Origin of the sequence: Massilimicrobiota sp. An134 (genome assembly GCF_002160815.1) — a bacterium.
Lineage (GTDB): Bacteria > Bacillota_I > Bacilli_A > Erysipelotrichales > Coprobacillaceae > Allocoprobacillus > Allocoprobacillus merdigallinarum.
Genome location: NZ_NFLH01000007.1, coordinates 40,514 through 63,571, shown reverse-complemented (window position 1 = coordinate 63,571; position 23,058 = coordinate 40,514). Strand labels below are relative to the sequence as shown.

General features: G+C 32.3%; 20 protein-coding genes, 1 riboswitch and 1 other annotated feature. Of the genes, 17 read left to right on the top strand and 3 right to left on the bottom strand.

Features of this window, described 5'->3' with window-relative positions; genetic code table 11:
- Positions 1-6 precede the first annotated feature (6 nt).
- Both B5E79_RS04780 and glmS read right to left on the bottom strand, forming a co-directional pair.
- A complete protein-coding gene (locus B5E79_RS04780; protein ID WP_087297159.1) occupies positions 7-1,260 on the bottom strand; it encodes a hypothetical protein in 1,254 nt (417 codons plus the stop codon).
- A gap of 141 nt (positions 1,261-1,401) precedes the next feature.
- Positions 1,402-3,204 carry a glutamine--fructose-6-phosphate transaminase (isomerizing) gene (glmS, locus tag B5E79_RS04775; RefSeq protein ID WP_087297158.1) on the bottom strand — a complete coding sequence of 601 codons (1,803 nt, stop codon included), beginning with the start codon at positions 3,202-3,204 and terminating at the stop codon, positions 1,402-1,404.
- A gap of 370 nt (positions 3,205-3,574) precedes the next feature.
- On the opposite strand from glmS, the gene B5E79_RS04770 reads away from it, so the two are divergent.
- From B5E79_RS04770 to B5E79_RS04755, 4 genes are all read left to right on the top strand, one after another.
- A complete protein-coding gene (locus tag B5E79_RS04770) occupies positions 3,575-4,096 on the top strand; it encodes a hypothetical protein (protein WP_087243164.1) in 522 nt (173 codons plus the stop codon).
- Positions 4,097-4,136: 40 nt separating this feature from the next.
- The gene (locus B5E79_RS04765; RefSeq protein ID WP_087243165.1) at positions 4,137-4,832 is read left to right on the top strand and encodes an AzlC family ABC transporter permease; all 696 of its coding nucleotides are present in this window, start codon (positions 4,137-4,139) and stop codon (positions 4,830-4,832) included.
- Entirely contained in the window at positions 4,832-5,143 is a 312-nt protein-coding gene (locus B5E79_RS04760; protein WP_087243166.1) for an AzlD domain-containing protein, read from the top strand. Before B5E79_RS04765 ends, B5E79_RS04760 begins: the two co-directional genes overlap by 1 nt.
- Before the next feature lie 151 nt (positions 5,144-5,294).
- Positions 5,295-9,671 carry an MSCRAMM family protein gene (locus B5E79_RS04755; RefSeq protein ID WP_087297157.1) on the top strand — a complete coding sequence of 1,459 codons (4,377 nt, stop codon included), beginning with the start codon at positions 5,295-5,297 and terminating at the stop codon, positions 9,669-9,671.
- Between the two features lie 61 nt (positions 9,672-9,732).
- Here the strand turns inward: B5E79_RS04755 and B5E79_RS04750 are convergent, their stop codons facing one another.
- Positions 9,733-10,923: an acetate/propionate family kinase gene (locus B5E79_RS04750; protein ID WP_087243168.1), complete on the bottom strand. Its 1,191-nt coding sequence runs from the start codon at positions 10,921-10,923 to the stop codon at positions 9,733-9,735.
- A 110-nt stretch (positions 10,924-11,033) separates the two neighbouring features.
- A riboswitch (TPP riboswitch) is annotated at positions 11,034-11,133 on the top strand.
- A gap of 66 nt (positions 11,134-11,199) precedes the next feature.
- Between B5E79_RS04750 and B5E79_RS04745 the strand changes: the two genes are divergently transcribed.
- The 13 genes from B5E79_RS04745 (at position 11,200) to B5E79_RS04690 (ending at position 23,008) form a co-directional block, all read left to right on the top strand.
- Positions 11,200-11,748 (top strand): energy-coupled thiamine transporter ThiT, encoded by a 549-nt coding sequence (locus B5E79_RS04745; RefSeq protein ID WP_158093962.1) that lies wholly within the window; start codon positions 11,200-11,202, stop codon positions 11,746-11,748.
- Between the two features lie 89 nt (positions 11,749-11,837).
- Positions 11,838-11,999, top strand: a complete 162-nt coding sequence (locus B5E79_RS13455; RefSeq protein ID WP_158095467.1) for a hypothetical protein — start codon at positions 11,838-11,840, stop codon at positions 11,997-11,999.
- A gap of 532 nt (positions 12,000-12,531) precedes the next feature.
- Positions 12,532-13,122 (top strand): PBECR4 domain-containing protein, encoded by a 591-nt coding sequence (locus B5E79_RS04740; protein WP_087297155.1) that lies wholly within the window; start codon positions 12,532-12,534, stop codon positions 13,120-13,122.
- A gap of 646 nt (positions 13,123-13,768) precedes the next feature.
- The gene (locus B5E79_RS04735; protein WP_087243171.1) at positions 13,769-14,332 is read left to right on the top strand and encodes a DUF402 domain-containing protein; all 564 of its coding nucleotides are present in this window, start codon (positions 13,769-13,771) and stop codon (positions 14,330-14,332) included.
- Positions 14,333-14,339: 7 nt separating this feature from the next.
- Complete coding sequence (gene tsaE / locus B5E79_RS04730) at positions 14,340-14,768, top strand: tRNA (adenosine(37)-N6)-threonylcarbamoyltransferase complex ATPase subunit type 1 TsaE (protein WP_206080666.1); 429 nt, start codon at positions 14,340-14,342, stop codon at positions 14,766-14,768.
- Positions 14,753-15,358, top strand: coding sequence for a tRNA (adenosine(37)-N6)-threonylcarbamoyltransferase complex dimerization subunit type 1 TsaB (gene tsaB / locus B5E79_RS04725; RefSeq protein WP_087243172.1), 606 nt, complete (start codon positions 14,753-14,755; stop codon positions 15,356-15,358). The genes tsaE and tsaB overlap by 16 nt, the downstream gene beginning before the upstream one ends.
- The gene (rimI, locus tag B5E79_RS04720; RefSeq protein WP_087297154.1) at positions 15,349-15,798 is read left to right on the top strand and encodes a ribosomal protein S18-alanine N-acetyltransferase; all 450 of its coding nucleotides are present in this window, start codon (positions 15,349-15,351) and stop codon (positions 15,796-15,798) included. Before tsaB ends, rimI begins: the two co-directional genes overlap by 10 nt.
- On the top strand, positions 15,795-16,805 hold the full coding sequence (gene tsaD / locus B5E79_RS04715; protein ID WP_087243174.1) for a tRNA (adenosine(37)-N6)-threonylcarbamoyltransferase complex transferase subunit TsaD: 1,011 nt from the start codon (positions 15,795-15,797) through the stop codon (positions 16,803-16,805). Before rimI ends, tsaD begins: the two co-directional genes overlap by 4 nt.
- Complete coding sequence (locus tag B5E79_RS04710) at positions 16,805-17,443, top strand: redox-sensing transcriptional repressor Rex (RefSeq protein ID WP_087297153.1); 639 nt, start codon at positions 16,805-16,807, stop codon at positions 17,441-17,443. Before tsaD ends, B5E79_RS04710 begins: the two co-directional genes overlap by 1 nt.
- A gap of 38 nt (positions 17,444-17,481) precedes the next feature.
- Positions 17,482-17,694: a binding site (T-box leader), on the top strand.
- 38 nt (positions 17,695-17,732) lie between these two features.
- Positions 17,733-19,118 carry an asparagine--tRNA ligase gene (gene asnS / locus B5E79_RS04705; protein WP_087243176.1) on the top strand — a complete coding sequence of 462 codons (1,386 nt, stop codon included), beginning with the start codon at positions 17,733-17,735 and terminating at the stop codon, positions 19,116-19,118.
- Positions 19,119-19,200: 82 nt separating this feature from the next.
- Complete coding sequence (locus tag B5E79_RS04700) at positions 19,201-20,682, top strand: metallophosphoesterase family protein (RefSeq protein WP_087297152.1); 1,482 nt, start codon at positions 19,201-19,203, stop codon at positions 20,680-20,682.
- Positions 20,654-22,048, top strand: coding sequence for a D-2-hydroxyacid dehydrogenase (locus B5E79_RS04695; protein ID WP_087297151.1), 1,395 nt, complete (start codon positions 20,654-20,656; stop codon positions 22,046-22,048). Before B5E79_RS04700 ends, B5E79_RS04695 begins: the two co-directional genes overlap by 29 nt.
- A 144-nt stretch (positions 22,049-22,192) precedes the next feature.
- A complete protein-coding gene (locus B5E79_RS04690; RefSeq protein WP_087297150.1) occupies positions 22,193-23,008 on the top strand; it encodes a folate family ECF transporter S component in 816 nt (271 codons plus the stop codon).
- Positions 23,009-23,058: the final 50 nt, after the last annotated feature.

The window sequence follows — 23,058 nt, the reverse complement described above, 5'->3', positions numbered from 1 at the left end:
CATAGCTTAGTATTGGATGTCTTCATATAAAGTTTTAATTAAAATGGCTTTTGAAGATGGTTGTTGTTTTTTGAAATCAAATGTTTTCATTAAGCTATATTCAACAACATCATATTTTTCAACCATTTCATCATAAATATAATCAGATTGTCTAAAGAATAAATGATCATCACTATCATTATCTTGATCGATACTACCAAATTCTTTATCTTTGTTGTAATAAACAACTTTTCCTTCAAAACGATCAATATATTCATCAAGATGTTCCATTAACTGATTATATAAGCGATCATATAAAGAGCTGCTATCCGTATCTTGATATTGTTCAGAAATTGAATTTTGAGAAACATCTTTTTGATTTTCAGCTTTAAGCTGATAAACAAAAGCATTTGCTAAATCAATTACTTCCTGATTTTGACCAGTTTTCACCATATCTAAAATCATTTCATATAATCCCAATTCATCAAGATTATATCCAGCTTTAAAGAATTTATAAACAAGATTTGTATAAGCTTCTTTCACTTTACCAGTATTCATATATAAATCATAAAGCACTTGGAATGAATCAACGTTTGGAATCTTGTTTCCTAATGATAAGAATTCATTTTCAGCTTCTTCATATCTTTTTAAATGTACAAGTGAAGATGCACGATAGTATTTAACCCAATTTAAATTGTTATAATGCCATTTAATAGGTTGTGTAAAAGCCATGTTTGCATATTCTACACAAGATTTATAATCTTCCATTTCATAAGAACATCTAACTTTTAAACGATACCATTTTTCTTTCTTTGATTCATATTCTTTACCTGCACTATTAACAAAAGGCTCAATGCTAAGTGTCTGAACATCAAGTTTATCTAAAAGTTCAGATAATTTTTGATAACGAACAGGTTTTTGATTCATGACATACTTCATAGCTTTATTGATTGTCGCTTCTAAAGGAGAATATTTTTCTTGTTTACATAAGTTTGTGATTTCATCAACAATAGAGAAAAATAAATCTTCTTTTTCTTTGATTTTATCGTCATCAATATTAATGTATTTATTATAAAGTGCATAACCATAATGATTAATAAAACCACTTAATCCTTCTCCAACTTGCAAGAAAGTCTTACCTACTTCAATTGCATCATCAGTACGACCTTGATTTTTCAATTCTTTTACATAATCCATAGCTTGAAAATCATTAAATGAGCTTGGATCTTCTTCAAAACGTTTATCATAATTTGTTAAATCTTTTGGTTCACGTTTTTCCACGATTCATCACCTCGATTATTATTATATCAATTTCATAACTTCTTGTGAAGAATAAAGATTTATTTTTCAAAATCAATCATAAAAATGAACCTCTGTTATGAGGATGTCCAAATAACAAGGTTCATTTGAATCTGATGTTTTTTATTCGACAGTTACAGATTTTGCAAGATTACGTGGTTTATCAACATCACAACCTTTAATGCATGCTGTGTAGTAGGCAATAAGCTGTAAAGGAACAGCAACCAATATTGTCTGAAGAGTAGGGTCAATATCAGGAAGTTCATATACGTTTTGAACATTTTTCACTTCCGTATTTTGAGTTGTCAGTAATATAACACGTGCTCCTCTGGCCATTGTTTCTTGAATATTGCTGATTGTTTTTTGTGCAATATGTGGTTGAGTAGCTACTGCAATAACAACAGAATCGTTTTCTATTAAAGCAATAGGACCATGTTTTAATTCACCGGCTACATAAGCATCAGCATGGACATATGACACTTCTTTTAATTTTAAAGCACCTTCTAAGACACTGGCATAATCTAAATTTCTACCAATAAAGTAGGCATCATGTTGATTTTCCAACATTTTTGCATACTGGGCAAAAAGATTTTCATCCTTTAAAATAGTATCTACATGTTGAGGAATAGACATTAATTGTTGAATAACTTCTTTGTTGATGTCCTTGCCAAGTTGTTGAGCAATATAATAAGCTAACAGAATCAATAAAACCAATTGTGTTGTATAAGCCTTCGTTGATGCTACCGCAATCTCAGGACCCGCACATGTATATAAAACATAGTCACTATCACGAGAAATTGTACTTCCTAATACATTTGCAATAGCAATTGTTGTTGCCTTTTTTTCTTTTGCCAGACGTAAAGCGGCTAGGGTATCAGCTGTTTCTCCAGATTGAGAAACAAAGATTGCTAAAGTCTTTTCATCTACAAAAGGATCATCATAACGAAATTCACTGGCAACTTCGCTTAAAACAGGAATGTCTAATACTTTTTTAAGAATATGAGTACCACACATAGATGCATGATAAGCTGTTCCACAAGCAACCAGATAGATTTTATTGAACTGAGAAAAATCAATATCTTTTAATTCATCTAAAATAATGTGATTGTGATTGATACGACCTCTTAATGTTTCAGCAATGACATGAGGCTGTTCATGAATTTCTTTCAACATAAAAGTATCATAACCATCTTTTTTAGCTGCTTCTAAATCATAAGGAATAGTTGTTGTTTGTTTTTCAATCGGATGTCCGTGTTGATCATAAAATGAAATATGATCAGTTGATAAAACAGCCATTTCATAATCTTCTAAAAAATAAACTTCTTTTGTATATTCTAATAAGGCTGGAATATCACTAGCACCAACATAACCATCTTTTGTTTTCCCAATAATTAAAGGGCTGTCCTTTTTTGCAACAATGATGTGTTCTGGTTCTAATGTTGAAAGAATACACAAAGCATAGCTTCCTTTGATTTGAGCCAATACTTTTTGTGTTGCTTCTAATAGATTGCCATCATAAAGACTATCAAGAAGTTGAACAACAACTTCACTATCTGTATCAGATTGAAACTGATATCCTTTTTTTAATAATTCATCTTTTAATTCACGATAATTTTCAATAATCCCATTATGCACTAAAGCAATTGTTTCATCCTGATTGGTATGAGGATGAGAATTAAGATTAGAAGGAACACCATGAGTTGCCCATCTTGTATGTCCAATCCCCACATGTCCACTTAGATGCTGATTTTTTAGTTTGTTTTCTAAATTTTCTAATCGTCCTTTACATTTGACAGTGATAAGCTGATTGTTTTCAAGTGTTGTGACACCTGCACTGTCATAACCACGATACTCCAATTTAGATAAACCTTGCATTAAAAAAGGCAAAGCTTCACCTTTTCCACAATAAGCAGTAATTCCACACATAAAAAATTTCCTCCATCAATTTCATTTTTTATTATTGAATGAAGTGATGCCTAATGATATTTGTTTAATGATCACTCATTAGTTTTGCTCATTGTTCAGGTAGCATCATACCTCCAGATCATCCGCCGAATCTTTCGATAAATCTGGTCCTCGTCAACTTTATATGTATAAAGTCCTGGCGCTTTTCTTTTGTAACTTCATCAATAATAGATATTATTATACATGAAACATCATCGAATAGTTTTCATATTTTAAAAATGTTTCCATTATAATATATGAAATATAAAAATTTGATGTGAAATAAAAAAAGTTTGTTTAAAAAAAAGAAAAATGAGAAAAATATGCGTATATATATAATAGGAGGGTTATTATGAGTATACGTAATAATTTACTGGAAATGAATAAATCATTAAAAAAACTAGAAGAATCCGGTGTTTATGATGTAGAAAAATATAGCTATGCATTATTACATCAGACCAGTCAGTTAGAGTATTTTTACTGTCATTTGGTTAAGGATGGCGACTGTAATCAGACGTTCTATCATGTACATAAAAGACCACATATTCATGAATTGGCATATTTCAATATTGGACGAGGCTTCCCTAAAGAACTTATGGATGGACATTGGTGCTATGTTTTAAAAGATATGGGATATAAAATGCTTGTTGTTCCATGTACATCTATCAAAAAAGATTCAACCCCTGCTAATCCTATATTTGAAAAGGATATTAAAATAAAAACAGATACACATATAACACATTGTCGTATTCAATTGAGTGATATTCGTTCAGTTGATATCCAAAGATTAGATTTAAGAAAATCTTTTTATCAGGTATTAACATCAAGAGAAGACATTATCGAATTTATTGAAAAAAATTTGTTTGATAAGTAATTTTGATTCATGTATCATAGGAATATATGGAGGGGATTTGATGGAGGAATTTTTAAGAGGCTGTAGAAGATCTCTGCCGATTGCTTTGGGGTATTTTCCAGTTTCTTTTTCTTTTGGGGTTTTTGTTGCTTCAAGTGGTTTACCATTTGGTTTAGCAACATTGATTTCATTGACTAATTTAACATCATCGGGGCAATTTGCAGGAGTATCTTTGATGCTGGCTCAAGCTTCGTATATGGAAACTGCATTAACATTATTGATGATTAATGCAAGATATTTTTTAATGTCTTTATCTTTAAGTCAAAAGATTGATCAAAAGATGTCAACGCTGGAAAGAATGGTGATTTCTTTTGGAATTACTGATGAAACATTTAGTTTGGCATCTTTAGAACATGGAACATTATCTTTTTCTTTTATGGCAGGATTTATTTTGGTACCTATTATTGGATGGACGAGTGGTACACTTGTTGGTGAAACGCTGACAAATATTTTGCCACCTGTTTTACAAAATGCAATGGGGCTGGCTTTATATGGCATGTTTTTAGCGATTATTGTTCCAGCATCTGCCAAATCACGTGCTATATTAGAAGTTGTAGTCATAGCAGCAATTCTTTCAACAATCATGTATGAAGTGCCTTTGTTTCAAGGATTATCTAGTGGATTTCAATTGATTGTGGCTACAATACTGGGAGCTTTCTATGGGGCTTTACGTTACCCTATTGAGGAGAATGTCTAATGTCAAGCTATTTATTACTGACTGTTTTTGTGATGGCCGTTATGACCTATTTGCCAAGAATGTTGCCACTGACGTTTTTTAAAAAAGAAATCCACTCACGTTTTATACGTTCGCTTCTATATTATGTGCCTTATGCTGTTTTATCGGCATTGACATTTCCAAGCATTCTATATGCAACTGGACATATGGGCAGTGCTTTGGTTGGAGGACTGGCGGGTATTTACTTCGCTTATCGTCAAAAAGGCCTGGTTTTTGTTGCCTGTGTGACCGTTATATGCAGTTTCATTGCGCACATACTGATTCCATTTTAGATGGAATTTTTTTATTGATTCATGATATTTTATGGTGATGAAAAATAAGGAAGATGTTTTAAGACAGGATGATGACCTGTCTTTTTTGATATGTAAAAGGAGGTGATGTGTTCGAAAACGATTATGTTTAGCTAAAAAGGAGGGAAAAAAGATGGATAAACATAAGCATTTTATAAAATTAAAGAAAGTCATACTTTTGATGTTGTCGTGTATTTTTATGTTGAACATAGGTGAAGTTTATGGAGCTTCATATGAGATGAATACTTATAATTATCTGGCAGGTGTCACCACAAAAGCTGGATCCAAACTAAATGATGGAACTGTTTTGGAGGCCAGTTCATATGATGAAGGTGTGACGGTTCTTCTGACGACAAATGGACAGTATTTTTATTGTCTAGAGAATGGAAAGGCTGTTCATGATGGAACACAGTATACGCCTACTGACACAATTGAGCTTATTGAAGAAGCTCAAAAGAACAAACATTTAAGTTCGTCAGAAAAGGAAAAGCTTATTAGTCGAGTGCTAAGTCTAGCACCAACAAAGATCAATGTTTCATATCATACAAATGGATCATTAAAAGCAGTGAATGGAAATGCCTATCAGTGGTATGCAGCACAAATTATTGTATGGGAAATCATGGTTGGTGAAAGAAATGCAGATGGTAGTTATCGAGGTGTGACAACCAGTGGTGCGACTTCTGTTTATAATTCTTTGAATTGGTCTAACTCTACGACAAAGTCCAATGTCAAAACATACTATGATTCTTATAGTCAGATTTTAAAGACATGGGGGCAGATTCCTAGTTTTGCATCAAAGAGTGAAAATCTTGCGAAAACATATGAAATGACTGCATTTGATGGCAATCATTATTATATGGAAATGAATGATCAAAATCAGGTTCTTGAAAGATATGATTTTAAGGCCAACGGGCTTTCGTTTGTTAAAAATGGGAATGTTTTAAAAGTCACAGCGAATGCTTCATTTGATGATACGAAAACAGTATCTGGAATCAATAGTCTTGATCTCAATAAAAGACAGCTGCTTTGTTTAGACAGTTCTGAAAGATATCAGAAAGTCGCGATTGCAGGAGAATTGGATGAAGCTATGCCAAGTGCTTTCTTTAAGATTAAGATTGGAGCATCTGCTTTAAAGATTACTAAAAAAGATAATAAGGGTAATAATATTGCTGATGTACAGTTTCAAATTTCTTATCATGCAGACATGAGTCAAAGTCTAGGTACATATACAACTGGAAAAGATGGAACAGTTACGATTGACAAACTGCAACCAACAACCATTTATATACAGGAAATCAAGGTTCCAGATCATCTTGTCTTGGATTCAACAGTCCATTCAGTAGAGTTAAAAGCTGGTCAAACAGCTTCGTTTACGCAAACGAATAACTGGAAACAGGGTTATATTCAGGTTGTGAAAAAGGACAAAAAAACAGGTGAGGTTGTTAAGAAACCAGGTACAAAGTTTGAGGTCTTAAGTGGAAATCAGGTAGTTGCGACAATATCTACAAATAGTGAAGGTGTTGCTAAAACAGGATTACTTGATTATGGAACATATACGATTCGTGAAAAAGAAGCACCACAGAACTATGTCATTGCGACACTTGAAAAGAATCAGAGCGTGACTGAAAATGGTAAGACTTATGCCATTGAAATCTATAATGAACCAGTTCTAGGGAAAATTGAATTAGAGAAACAGGATAAAGAAACTGGGAATATCTCTCAAGGTGATGCAACCTTAAAAGAGGCTGAATATGTTTTAAAAGCCAATCAAGATATATTGAATCCATCTGATGGAACTGTGCTTTATAAAAAAGATGAAATCATCTCTCAAAAGTCGGTTGGAAATGGTGTCTGGGGTGATACAGGAACAAAGAAAACAAATGATCAGGCAAAAATTTTATGGTCTAATTTACCAATGGGTGTCTATCGAGTAGAAGAAACAAAGCCAAGTGTTGGATATTTATTAGATGGGCCTCAGATAGTGACATTGACGTCTTCAAATTCGAATCAGCAGGTTGTCACACAAAGTGTTGTTTCTAAAGAACAAGTCATTAAAGGAAAACTTGAAGTTGCCAAAATGGGAACTGATGGATCAAGTGGCATTACACAAGGATTGGCAGGTGTAGAATTTACTATCAAGCTTTACTCAGATGTTCAAAAGAATGGATGGGATCAGGCAAGAGCTTATGATGTTCTTGTGACAGATTCAACGGGACGAGATACATCTATTGATCTGCCTTATGGTATTTATCAAATAAAGGAAACAAAAACACCAGAAAATTATTATCCTGCTGGTGATTTTTTTATTACCATTAATGAAGATCAGGAAATTGAATATAGAATGGTCAACAATGCACCATTTCAGGCATGGTTAAAAATTGTGAAAAGAGATAAAGATGGACAGAAAGTGGCTTTATCTCATGCGACATTTAAGTTAAAAGATAGCGAAGGAAATGATGTCAAACAAAAAGTTGGTATGGTTTATAAAGATGAATGGGCAACAGATGAAAATGGATATGTTGTGCTGGATGATATGGTCAAATCAGGAACATATACAATCGAAGAATTGAGAAATCCTGAAGGATTCCTTATTGGAGATGATATTCAAGTGAATATTACAGCAGATAATGATGAAATCTATTTTGATGAAGACAATCAACCTGTCATTGAAGTTTCATTTATCAATGAAAAACCAACAGGACATTTGATTCTTCATAAAGAATTTGAAAGAGAGGAAGATACAGCTGTTGGTGGAGCACAGTTTAAAGTCACTGCTGATAGTGATATTATGGATCCAGCAACAGGAAAGATGATTTACAAAAAAGGTGATTCTGTCATTATGGGGAATTCAACTGATGGTATTTATATGATTAATGAAAGTGGAAAACTGGAATTAAAAGATTTACCACTTGGAACAACGGGTGCCAGATACAAGGTTGAAGAGATTTCAACGTTAGATGGATATGTTCTTTTGGATGAACCAGTCATCTTTGAGTTTGATATCAAAGACAATACGACAAAAGAATATACAGTGGAAAAGACAATGAAGAATAAGCTAACAGAAACATATTTCTCTAAACAGGATTTAAACGGAACAGAACTCAAAGGTGGAGAATATTCTGTCATTGATGCTAAAAGTGGAGAAATTATTGATCAATGGACAAGTGATGGAAGAGGTCATCTCGTTAAAGGACTTGTCATTGGAAAGGATTATATCTATCGTGAAGATTTGACACCCCTTGGATATACTTATGCCAAAGATGTGAAGTTTACAATGTCAAAAAACAAACAGACAATTGTCATGAAAGATACACAGGTGGATGTCAATAAATTAGATGTAGATGGTAACGCTGTTCAAGGAGCGACTCTTCAGATTGTCAGTGATAAGACCAAAAATATTGTTGACCAATGGGTAACTGACGGAAGTGTTCATCACGCTGAAGGACTTATTGTTGGTCAAACATATATCCTTCGAGAAATCAAAACACCAGATGGATTTGCAATGGCTAATGAAATACAGTTTACTGTGAAAGAGAATGAAAATATGAATTTATCTATGATAGATAAGAAAGTCATTTTCTCAAAAGAGGATGCAGGTGGACAGGAAATTGAAGGTGCATCTATGCAAGTCATTGATAAAGAAACAGAAGAAATTGTTGATGAATGGATTTCTACAAAGGATAGTCATACTATAAATAATCTTATAGTAGGTAAGACTTATATTCTTCATGAAGATTTAGCACCAATTGGCAAGAATCTGGCGCAGGATATTGAGTTTACTGTCACTGATGATCAACAGAATCAGCATATCACAATGATTGATACAACAGTTGGTATTCAAAAGAAAGATGAATTAGGAAATAATGTCAAAGGTGCGACATTACAGATTGTGTCTAATAAAACAAAAAACATCATTGATCAATGGACAACAGATGGATCAGTTCATTATGCGCAAGGATTGAAGGTAGGGGAAACTTATACAATTGTTGAAGTCAAAACACCAGAAGGATATGAAACATCTCCGTCCGTGACTTTGACTGTTGATGGAAAACAGGATATGTCACTGACAATGACAGATCATCGTATTATCACTGATATTTTGATCAATAAGGTTGATAGTCAAACACATAAGAACATTGTTCATAATGATTTTGAGTTTACAATTTATTTAGATGAAAAATGTCAAAAGCCATTCAAAACATTAAAGGCTGATACAACAAAAGGGACTGTCACTTTTGAAAATTTAGAGTATGGTCAAACAGTTTATGTCAAAGAAACAAAAGCGCCAAAGGGTTATCAGTTATCTGATGAAGTTGTTAAGATTGTCATTGATGATCAGCTTGAAGGAATTGGAAAGGTGCATAGTTTTCAGTATGAAAATGAAAAGATTCCAGTTGTCGTTGTGAAAACAGGAGATGCAACGCACATGTTTTATTATCTGATATTAGCTGGAGGATGTTTGATTTTCATTATAAAGCTTTGTAGAACTCAAAAAGAAACAGATAGGTAAAGAAAAAGATGCAGGGATTTTGATCCATGCATCTTCTTTTCTTTTATATTGTTTTTTTATTTTATAGATTTAATAAACGTTTTGTATCTCTGGCAATCACAAGTTCTTCATTTGTAGGAATGACATAAACTTTGATTTTTGATTCAGGTTTAGAAATTAAACGTTCACCTTCACCATTTTCATTAGCATCATCATCAACAACAATACCTAATGCTTCACTTACTAATGATAGAATTTCTTTTCTAGCATAAGCAGAGTTTTCTCCAATACCAGCTGTAAAGGCAATTGCATCACATCCACCTAAAGCAATAAAATATCTACCAATGTATGCAATAACTCTTCTAAAGAAAATGTCAATAGCTAACTTAGCTCTTTCGTTTCCTTCATTAGCAGCATTTAATACATCTCTAAAGTCACTTGATACACCTGATACACCAAGTAATCCAGATTCTTTATTTAACATATGAATGACATCTTTCATATCCATACCAACTTGTTCAATCAAGTAATCAATGATAGAAGGATCCAAATCTCCACTACGAGTTCCCATCATAATTCCAGCTAATGGTGTAAATCCCATAGATGTATTAATAGATTTTCCATCTTTGACAGCTGTTAAAGAACCACCAGCTCCTAAGTGAGCAACAATGATTTTAGAATGTTCAGGGTTACCTAGTTTTTCAATAACTTTCTGTGATACATAATAATGTGAAGTCCCATGTGCACCATATTTTCTCACTTTATAATCAGTATAGAAACGATATGGAATTGGGTAAATATAACATCTTGGTTCAAGTGTCTGATGGAAAGCAGTATCAAATACAGCAACAGCACCAGCATTTGGAATAGCTTCCTTAAAAGCATAATATCCTGTTAAGTGAGCAGGGTTATGTAAAGGTGCTAATGATTTTAATTCATCAATCTTGCTGACAACATCTTCATCAATAATAGCAGATTCTTTAAAATAAGAACCTCCTTGTACAACTCTATGTCCTACACCTTTAATGTCTTCCAATGAAGACACGATATTCTTTTCTAATAATGTATCTAATAATAAATGAACAGCTTCTTTATGTGTTGGAATAGGTAAAGTACGAACATCTTTTTCACCATTGAATTTAATTGTAAAAATAGAATCTTCTAAACCAATTCTTTCAATAACACCAGAAGTAATGACTGTTTCATCATCCATTTCAAATAATTGAAATTTAAGTGATGAACTACCAGCATTCACTGCAATAATTTTTGCCATTTTTCTTATCCTCCCTTAATTCCCTTTTATTATAGCATTTATTTATAAAAAAACTAGGAAAAAATGTTTTGTAAAAAATATTTGTATTTTTTCTAAAAAAGAATATAATAGATATGAGCCAGGGGCGCATTTGCTGAGAAAGGTTTTCACCTTGTCCCTTATGATCTGAACTGGGTAATGCCAGCGTAGAGAGTGCAAATAATGATTTTTGTGACTTTTTTACGTGGGTAGAAAAGTCTTTTTTATTTGTTGGCTTCAATGAAAGGGGATCGAATTATGAAAAAAATTTTAAAAGTTGATTTCACAGTCAAAAGTATGTGTCAGCTTGCAATGTTTATGGCTATTACACTGATTTTGAGCTATGTGAATGAAATTATTCCTTCTTTACCACAGGGAGGAACAATCTCTGTTGATGTCATTGCCATCATGTTATGTGGTTATTTAATGGGAGCTGGATATGGTGTCATTTGTGGAATAGGGGTATCTATTTTACAGTTTGTCTTAGGTTTAGCAACTTACTATGGACCATGGTCAGTTTTACTTGATTATGTATTACCACTTGCAGTATGTGGATTAACACCTTTGATGAAAACACAGAAAATTGGAAACCTTCCTATTTGCTGGGGTATTGTTTTTGTCATGTTTTTAAAATACTTATCTCATTTTGCTTCAGGCGCTTTCTTGTTTGCAAGTTATGCACCAGAAGGTATGAATCCAATTGTTTATTCATTAGGATATAATATTATCTATGTTGCACCAACACTTATATTATGTATGATTGTTGTTCCATTGTTATATCCTCGTTTAAAAAGAGCGTTTATGTAATCTCTCAGTATTGAGAGATTTTTTAATATATCGTAAAAAGTCCGTATGGAGTGGATAGTGAAGTGATATGATTCCACTATGGTAGACACATGAAATTAACAAACATGTTGATCATATCATTCCTACTCAAAACAGTCTTTTTATCTCATATTGTCTTAAATGACGTTAAAGAAAAGGACTATGAAAAACAATGGAAAGAAATAGATTTTATTTCGACTAGAAATGAATTGGTGATTGCCATGGACAAATAAAGTCGTTTTGTTATAAGTATGTTGTATAAAGGAAGTTCATTCAAATTTGATGATTGAAACACCTCTTAACGTTATTTATAATAGATATGTCAAGGGATAATTTTTTATTGTGGCTTTAAAAGCTAGTGTTGCTTCGATAAAGAGTTTATCATTGTTTTAGAGTAGGCTTTAGGCAGAATTTACTGATTTGATTTTGTTAGAAAGATTTTGTATTAATCTCTAGAGTTTTCTAGAAAATGTGTTATAATGAATGTGGAATTAAAAGGAATATTTAATTTCGAAGAAAATAAGTATATGAATGGATAAGATTATCCATAATATAATTGCTGAGGATGACAGTTATTTCATCTGCGACATTTCGTTTTAAACGAAGATGTGATCATTCGAAAGTCGATGGGGACCCGACTGTGGCGGGCGCAAAAACAAATACTACAGCCCTGGAACTAGCCATTTCCTAAATTTGGCTCAGACTTTCTGAATAGAGGGATTGTTTTACAATCCCTTTTTCAGTGCTTAAAAGAGGAATAAAAATATGAAATTAAACAAAGCAAGAAATAGAATTGATATGAGAAGCTATTCTTTTCATGAATATGCATTATACTTCTGTCAATTTGATAATAAAATTCTTTGTATTGAAACGGTTGATAAAGTGTTGCAAATAAAGATCAGTACTACACAGCTACCTCATTTAATTGGTTTACAATATGCTTATGATAAACAAAGGCATAAATCAAAATATAAAGGGAAGAATGGATTTCAAATTTTATTGAATAATGAGATTGATTTAGATATGTTCGAGAATAGAATTAGACGAAATAGACCAACAGCAAATCATAAACATATTACATGGGATATGATATTATCAAGAATTGAATGGTTACCATATTTTTTTAATAATATATCAAAAAAGCCAAGGATGAAAGAAAATAGAGAAGAACGATTGATTAACAGTTCTTTGAAAGGGGATTATTTTTATTTTAAGGTGAATAGTAATGAATATCTTATTTTATCATTGTTAAAAATTGGGAAAAAATATACTCTTGAATCGTTCATAGTATATAATGATATTCGATATTTAGGAGACCTGAATGAAGTGTGTATTAAAAATGTTTATTGGAAATAAAAAAGATAAATATGTTGTTATTATAAATGGCATATTAAATAATTAAGAGCACAATTAAAAATATTTTTAGGAATGATGTCTTTTGTCATGTCTGCTTTTTATTGTGATAGTAGGTATATCTGTTGCAGAAGTAAAGCTAAATAGAATATCTAAAGAAAAACATTTTTGATCAATGATATATGGAAACAAGTACGTTAACACTACGAATGTATTGGTTAATGATTCATCTCATATTTTTGAGGTGTTAATCTGGTATTGAAAAGTTTCATTTTCTTTTTTGTAAGTTGAAAACAAAAATCTTCTGGAAATTGTTTTATATTTTTTAGTGCATGATTTCATGCCTTTTTGGCTTGATACAGTATTGTAAAATCGCTATGGAATATTATTTGCGATTACAAGTAATATATAAATTTTTTTATCAAATTGAACTAACTGTACAATTGTCATGTTGTTTGTTCATTTTTCTGCACCATCGCTTATATTGTTTATGGTTGATGTTCCATTGTTATATCCTCGTTTAAAAAGAGCGTTTATGTAATCTCTCAGTATTGAGAGATTTTTTTACTATATAGAAAATAGTAAATTTGCTTTAAAAAAGAGTATAACTTGTGTATAATATTTCTGTTATAGAAAGAGGTTATTGATTATGAATAAGACATTTGTTGGTCAAAATATCCTTATTCATTGTTATAAACATGATGGAAGCATTCATCGCTGTTGGGATAAAGGACTTGTTTTAGAAGAAACACCATATCATTTTATTGTGGTGAATAATAGAACGCTTGTTACGGAATCAGATGGACGTAAATGGTATACAAGAGAACCAGCTATTTGTTATTTCCCTAAGCGAAAATGGTATAATGTCATTTGTATGATTCGTAAAACAGGGGTGCATTTTTATTGTAATATTGCATCACCAACATTGTATGATGGAGAAGCTTTAAAATACATTGATTATGATTTAGATTTAAAGGTTTTTCCAGATTATAAATATAAAATATTAGATGAAGAAGAATACCAGCAACATAAAATGATGATGAATTATGGTCAAGAACTAGATGAGATATTATATCAGCAGCTAGATCAGCTGATTGAGATGGCTATGAATATGGCAGGACCTTTTAGACCTGGTTTTGCACAACATTGGTATCATTATTATCAAAGTGGAAATTATAAAAAAAGGAGAGATCATCGTGGATTTTCAAAATGAACAAGATATGATTGATTTTGGAGAAGAACTTGCTAAACACTTATTTCCTAATGCTGTGATTACATTAGAAGGAGATTTAGGTGTTGGTAAAACAACATTTACAAAAGGAATTGGAAAAGGTCTAGGTGTTAAAAAGATTATTAATTCACCAACTTTTACGATTGTGAAGGAATATCAGGGAAGATGGCCTTTATATCATTTTGATGCTTATCGTTTAGAAGGCGAAAATGAAGAATTAGGATTTGAAGAAATGTTTGAAAATGATGGTGTTTGTGTTATTGAATGGCCAATGTATATTCAAGATATATTACCTCAAGAAAGATTAGAAATACATATGACAAAAAATAGTGATCAGACACGTCGAATGACATTTGTACCTTATGGAGAAAAATATCAGCAATTATTGGAGGAGATGAAAATATGTTACAGCTTATAATGGATACATCGAATCAATATTTAATGGTTGCTTTATATGAAGATGATCAATGTTTGTCATCTCTTCAGGAAATGGGGTCTAAACGCCAATCAGAAAATGCAATTCCCTATCTTCAAAAATTATTAGAAAAACATCAAAAGGAATTACTGGATATTGATGAAATGGTCATTACATTAGGACCTGGTTCTTATACAGGAGAAAGAGTTGCTTTAACAATAGCAAAAACATTAAGTGTTATTTCTTCAGTACATATCAAAGCTATTTCTTCTTTAGCAGCTTATGCAGGTTTACAAAAATGTGTATCTGTGATTGATGCACGTAGTCAAAAAGTTTTTGTCTGTGCTTATGAAAATGGACAAGCAGTTATTCCAGAACAAATGATAGATATTCAACAGTTTCCACAATTTATGCAAGATTATAGTGATTTTCAAGTTGTTGGACAAAATGAAGTTGTGGGGTATGAACCTAATACGGTTGATTTGGCTAAAAATTTACATGAATTAGCCAAGCAGACATCAATAGTGCAAAATGTTGATGCTTTAGTACCACGTTATCTTAAAGATGTTGAGGCTAAAAAAATATGCTTATAGAAGCTTTACAGTCAGAAGAAATTGAGACGCTCGTGCAGTTAGAACACACTTTAATGACATCACCTTGGTCAAAAGAAGATTTTGAATACGAATTGTTAGAAAATCCATTTGCACATATTTTTGTTTTAAAAAAAGAAATGGAAATCATTGGATATGTTGATCTTTGGGTGATGTATGAGCAGGCACAAATTGCATCTATTGGGATAAAAAAAGAAGAACAATCTCATGGTTATGGACAAAAGCTTTTAGAATTTGCTTTATCTTATGCCAGGGATGCAGGTGTAAACATGATGAGTTTAGAGGTACGAAAATCTAATCAAAAAGCGATTGCGCTTTATCAAAAAAATGGATTTGATATTCAATCCATACGTCGAGATTATTATCAGGATAATCATGAAGATGCTTATTTAATGACAAAAGAAATGGAGGGAAAAGCATGAGTCTTATTTTAGCAATTGAATCAAGTTGCGATGAAATGGCAGTGGCGATTTTAAAGGATAAACGTGAACTCTTATGCAATGTTGTCGCATCACAAATTGATACACATCGTATGTTTGGTGGAGTTGTTCCAGAAATTGCCAGTCGTATGCACGTAGAATGTGTATCGACTGTCTTAAAGACAGCCTTAAATGAAGCCCAAATCAATATGCAGGATATAGATGCCATTGCCGTTACCAAAGGGCCTGGACTGGTCGGATCTTTACATGTTGGGATGCAGGCTGCCAAAACATTGGCATTAGCTTATCATAAACCATTGATTGGTGTTCATCATATTGCTGGACATATTTATGCTAATGAACTTGTCGAAGACATTCAATATCCATGTTTGTGTCTAGTTGTCAGTGGTGGGCATAGTGAACTTGTTTATATGAAACATGAATTTTCATTTGAAGTCATTGGTCAGACTTTAGATGATGCGATTGGAGAAGCTTACGATAAGGTTGGACGTGTATTGCATTTGCCTTATCCAGGAGGACCGGTTATTGATCGTATGGCCAAAGAAGGAAAACATACTTATGCTTTGCCATTACCCATGAATGATGAAAGCTATAATTTTTCTTTTAGTGGTTTAAAATCAGCAGTGATTAATCTTTGTCATAATGCATCACAGCGTGGTGAAGAGATTATTCCTCAAGATTTAGCATGTTCTTTTCAGGAAGTTGCTGTTGATGTTCTGGTTTCTAAAACAATCAAAGCGGCTCAGGATTATCATGTTAAACAGATTATCGTGGCTGGGGGAGTCAGTGCAAATCAGGGATTAAGACAAGCACTGACAAAGCGTAGTGAGATACCTGTTTTATTTCCACCAATGCGCTATTGCACAGATAATGCAGCTATGATTGCTTCGGCAGCACGTGTGATGTTTGAACATCAGAAATTTTCATCACTTGACTTAATGGTCAAACCGTCATATGATTTAGAAGAGGAAAGTCTTGGTGAATCTTAATGGAAAAAAAACAGCATAAAATTTCAAAAGCAACAATGTCACGTTTTCCCGTTTATTTAAAGGCATTGCGTAATATGCAACATGAAGGGCAAAACAACTTTTTATCAAGTGAATTATCTGAAGCAACAGGAATCTTGGATACAACCATTCGTCGTGATTTTAGTTTTTTGACACACAAAGAAACATTAGGTAAACGTGGTATCGGATATGATACAAAGGAAATTATCAATATTCTTAATAATGTTCTTGGTTTAGGGTTAGATGAATCGATTATTTTGATTGGTGTTGGTAACTTAGGAAGTGCCATCTTAAAATATAATCGTTGGCAATATACAGTTGGAAAAATTGTGTGTGGTTATGATTTGGATCAAAATAAAGTTGGAGAACGCTTTGGGGTTAAACTTTATCATATTGATGATTTGGAAAAAACATTTCCTCAAGGCTGCAAGATTGCGATATTGGCTATTAGTGAAAATGTTCAGGAAACAGTCGATCGTTTAATGGATTTAGGCATTAAAGGAATTGTAGATTTTACGCATACACATTTTACAGTTCATAGTGATGTTGTTGTACAGACAGTCGATGTTGTTGTGGCTATTCAGGAATTGATTTTAAAAATGCATGTCAATGATGAATAAAGTATTGAAATTTTGTGAGAAAGATGTTAATAATAGATGTACAGGTAATGATTTGAGAACGTATTATAGTGAAGTTTGATAGCGACTTTTGGATGGTGTAAGCAAAAGAAACTGTTATAATATGGAACACTCAATGAACCGGATAGGAGAAATGTAAGTAGACTATCCCGCTAAACAGCGTTATGGTAAGAGAGCATATTCATGATGAATATGAATGAGGATGGTACCGCGATATTATAGTCGTTCCTTTTAGGAACGGCTTTTTTTATAAAAAGGAGGAGAGAGATTAATGTTTGAATTTATGACAGTCAGAGAATTGTATGAAATGGTTTTATCTGGGGAAGATTTTGAAACTGAAGGTTTAGAATATGTTGAATTAGATGGATGGGTACGTACAAATCGTGATAATGGAAAAGTTGGTTTTATAGCTTTAAACGATGGAACATATTTTAGAAACTGCCAGATTGTATATTTACAGGAAACTTTATCAAATTATGATGATATCAAACATATCAGTACGGGAAGTGCTATTCGTGTTTTAGGAAAATTAAAACTCACACCTGAAGCTAAACAGCCTTTTGAAATTGAAGCAACACAAGTTGTTGTAGAAGGTGCATGTGATGAAGATTTTCCACTTCAAAAGAAAAGACATTCTTTTGAATATATGAGAGAAATTCCTCATCTTCGTCCACGTGCTAATACATTTTACGCTATTTTTAGATTAAGAAGTGTTTTATCAATGGCTATTCATGAATTTTTCCAGTCACAAGGTTTTGTTTATGTGCATACACCAATTATTACAAGTAATGATGGTGAAGGTGCTGGAGAAATGTTTAGAGCAACAACCATTGATAATACTGAATTTGATAAAGATTTCTTTGGTAAAGAAGCGTTTTTAACCGTAACAGGACAATTACATGTCGAAGCATTCTGTATGGCTTTTAGAGATGTTTATACATTTGGACCAGCTTTTAGAGCTGAAAATTCAAATACATCACGTCATGCTAGTGAATTCTGGATGATTGAACCAGAAATTGCTTTTGCAGATTTAGAAGATGATATGGATTTAATTGAAGATATGGTCAAATACTGTATTGACTATGTTTTAGAAAATGCACCTGAAGAAATGAAATTCTTTGAACAGATGATTGATAAAGAATGTATTCAAAGAATTACTCATGTTAGAAATAGTGAATTTAAACGTATGACATATACAGAAGCTATTGATATTTTAAAACAGGCCGATGTTAAGTTTGAAAATAAAGTTGAATGGGGTATGGACCTCAATAGTGAACATGAACGCTATATCTGTGAAAAAATTGTAGGTGGACCAGTGTTCTTAACAGATTATCCAAAAGAAATTAAAGCTTTCTATATGCGTTTAAATGATGATGGCAAGACTGTTGCAGCATGTGATTTGCTGGTGCCAGGAATTGGAGAATTAGTTGGTGGAAGTCAGCGTGAAGAAAGATATGAAGTTCTAGAAAAAATCATGGATGAAAAACAAATGTCTAAAGAAGGACTTCAATGGTATATGGATTTAAGAAGATTTGGTGGATGTAAACATGCTGGATTTGGACTAGGATTTGACCGTTTCTTAATGTATTTGACAGGTATGCAAAACATTAGAGATGTTGAACCATTCCCAAGAACACCAAGAAACTTAAAATTCTAAAATATAACGGGATTCCCGTTATATTTTTTCATATTCAATTATTTCAATTTGTAGTATAATAAAATTATGAGGTGAAAAGACAGTGAATGAAATCTTCTTTATCAATACCTTTTTTAATATTGTTTATCGTAATGAATCAGCATATATGCGTGATTTATTGATGTCATATGACTATATACAAAGTTTTGTTCAATGGCTTTGCCAACGCCATATTTCGTGTGATGTTTTATCTTCTATCACAAGGGATGATTATGCATTGTTGTCACGTTTTATGAAAGCTGAAGATGTGGATCATATTTTGCATAAGCCTTTTTCTAGTGAAATGGAAACAATGGCTCAAACATATCAGGAAGCGATTCACATTGTTTATGTGCCTGGATTTGATGAATCTTCTTTTCAAATGACATCTTTTCCTGAATACGAGAATATTTATTTCTATGCTATTTCAGAACATTTTCAACGTGATAATTTATCTTTCTTTGATCCTTTTCCAGCCTTTTTCTGTGCTTTAAATCATGCTGATATGTGGCCAGGATGTTTAATTTTTAAAGGACAACAGGCAGTATTTGCGCCGATACATAATCAAAAAGATTTCTTGCAGTTAACATCCTATATTGAAAATCATCTTTGCTTATTTGATGTTTATAATCAGTATCAGGATGATGCCTATTTCATTCAATTGAGTGATTTGCATCTCGGTAAAGATAAACGTCAAAAGGGACTGGAGCGTCTTTATGCTTCATTGGATGAACTGATTCCAAGATTACCTTCTTTATGGGCAGTTAATATTTTGATAACAGGTGATTTGATGGAATCTCCTAATCGTAAAAATATGTATTTAGCCAATGATTTTATGAATAGTCTTAAAAAGCGTTATAAGGCGAATGTGACTTTTATTTTAGGAAATCATGATGTGATTGTTCATGGCTTTAATTTTGCTAGAAATCAAAAAAGTAAAGTGATTGCTTATCTGCTTGGTGAAAATGTTAAAGTTTTAGAACAGGAAAAAATCGTTATTATTAAAATGGATACAACAAGTGAAGGAAACTTAGCGAGAGGAAAAGTAGGAAAAAGACAACTTGATGAAATAGATGATGAATTGTCAGCTATTGATCATTTAGAAGAATATACATTATTAGTGATGTTGCATCACCATGTTTATCCCATTGATAAAGCAGAGTTTATTAAAACCAAATGGCATGAAAAAACATTTATCAATCGTATTATAGAAACTTCAAAAGTTCTGGTTGATGCACCATTATTAATTGATTGGCTACAAAAACGACATATTCATTATGTGTTTCATGGCCATAAGCATTTACCTTTTTTTAAAAAAGAAGATGATTGTTATTATATTGGGGCAGGAAGTGCTACGGGTGGCTTAAAAGAAAGTCGTAGCCGTTATATTTCCTATAATGTGATGAAATATAATATTCATGAACAGAAAATGAAAATCTGTATGATTTTTTATGATGATAAAGCTAAGGCTGAAAGACAAAGAGTAGAAGTTTATTTATTTGAGGGAGGAAATAATCATGAAATTAGTAGATCGCATGAAAGATGAAGAATTAGGAACAGCTATACTGTATAATTTTACAAAAGGGTATGGAAGACCTGTGCCATTAGAATTGTATGATGTTGTTTTACCACTTCTTTATCATGATTTTATAAGAGAACATGTTTTAACATATACGTCATTACAGGAGTGTATCTATCAATGTATACAAAATGAAAAACATTTTAAACAACATCTTTTAGAAAAAATTGAAGATGATAAAACAATGACATCTAAAGCTTTAGGTGTTGCGATGATTCAGCATATTTTAAAATTTGAAATTGTAGATACTGTGATGTGTGGGGTGGCTTTACCAACTGATATTTTAGATTTAAATGAAGCTATCTGGCTTGGAAAACTTTTCCAGAATGTTTCACCAGAAGATTTTATGACATTATTAAAACAGGAAGATACACATATTGTTGTTTTACAAAGTGCTTCTGTTGGAAAAGATGTTGATTTGTCAAAAATTGCTTCTTTAGGACAAGTGACCATGTATGAAGATACAAAACCTTCAGAAATTAAAGGTCGTATTTTAGGTGCTGATATTGTGATTACAAATAAAAATGTAATGACAAAGGAAGTGCTGGAAGGTTTAAAACATTTGAAATTAATCTGTTTATTTGCGACAGGAACGAATAATGTTGATTTAGAATATTGTCGTGATCATGGCATTAAGGTCGCTAATGTGAAAGATTATTCGACTAAGACAGTTGCTCAACATACGTTAGCTTTATTGATGCATTTGGTAGAGAAAAATGTGGCATATGATCATTTTGTTAAATCAAAAGCATATTGTCAAAGTCAGTGTTTTAGTTATTTTGATGATGTTTTCCATGATGTTGCTTCTATGACTTGGGGGATTGTCGGATTAGGTCATATAGGTCGCCAAGTCGCAGGTATCGCAAAGGCTATGGGTGCTAAAGTTCAATATTATTCGACAAGTGGTCAAAATGCAACCAGCGATTATCAGCAGGTTGACTTTGATACTTTGTTAAAGACATCAGATATTATTAGTATTCATGCACCATTAAATGAAAAGACACATTATTTATTTAATGAAGAAGCTTTAAGAAAAATGAAACCAATGGCATATCTCATCAATGTTGGACGTGGTGGTATTATAGAAGAAAAAGCTTTAGTGAAAGTCTTGAATGAAGGACATTTAGCGGGAGTTGGCTTAGATGTCTTTGAACATGAACCATTATTAGAAGATGATGTGCTTTATTCTATTCAAGATATGAATAAGGTTATCTTCACACCACATATTGCCTGGGGTTCTATTGAAGCAAGACAAAGATGCGTAGATGAAGTTTATGAAAATATACTTGCCTTCTTAAAAGGAGAAGAAAGAAATATTGTCAATAATGAATAAATCGTGTATGATAGAAAAAAATAAAAAAAGAAGGAGGAGTCTACGTCAGTAGCAAAGCATGTACGGTCTTATGATCGGAATTAACGCCTGTGGACTAGAAATGAGGATGAAGCAGGAAAATTTTGTTATATGTAGCATGATGTTATGGAACAAATTATTATTGCAATCATTATTATTGCACTCGGTTTTTATGTATTTAAGTTTTATCCTTTTGAAAAAGGAAATGTCATGAAATTAGTGATAGCAGCTATTTTTATTATCTTAACAGCAATCTGTAAAAGATTGGCTATTATGATCCCGTTGTTTGGAGCTGAAAGTCTTAAAATTGGATTTGAATATATTCCCTTGATGTTAGCGGGATATTTCTTATCACCAAGTTATGCCTTTATTGTTGGTTTGTGTAGCGATGTGATTGGTTTGATTTTAGTACCTACAGGATTTCCATTCTTTGGATTTACCTTAGGAACAATTCTTGTCAGTGTCATTCCGTCATTGATTCATGAACATTCAAAAAATATCAGCCCACAAAATGTTTTACGCATTGTAATTGGACTGATTTTGGTTTTAGGTATTGGTGCTTCCATTTATATTGGACAGCTTGATTCAGTGAATATTTCTGAAACAGTGTATCATCTTCAATCACAAGATAAAATCACACTGATAAGTATTTGTCTGTTGTTATCATTGATATTTATGATAGTGATTGCATTTTTAAAACGTAAAATTAATGCACAGGAAGCCAAAACCTTTTCAACATGGGTTTTATGTGTTGTCCTTACGGAATTGGTTGTCACTTTATGTTTAACACCATTATGGTTAGATATGATGTATCAGATTCCTTGGACAATCTCACTATGTATAAGAGCTGTTAAGGAATGTGCAGTTTTACCAATTGAAATTTTTATCGGTTATATTCTGATTCCTATTTTAAATAGAATATGGGTACGTTTAGAAAAATGACAACAAGAATTAAGATTCTTGTTGTTTTTTGATTTCATGCCCATCTTCAT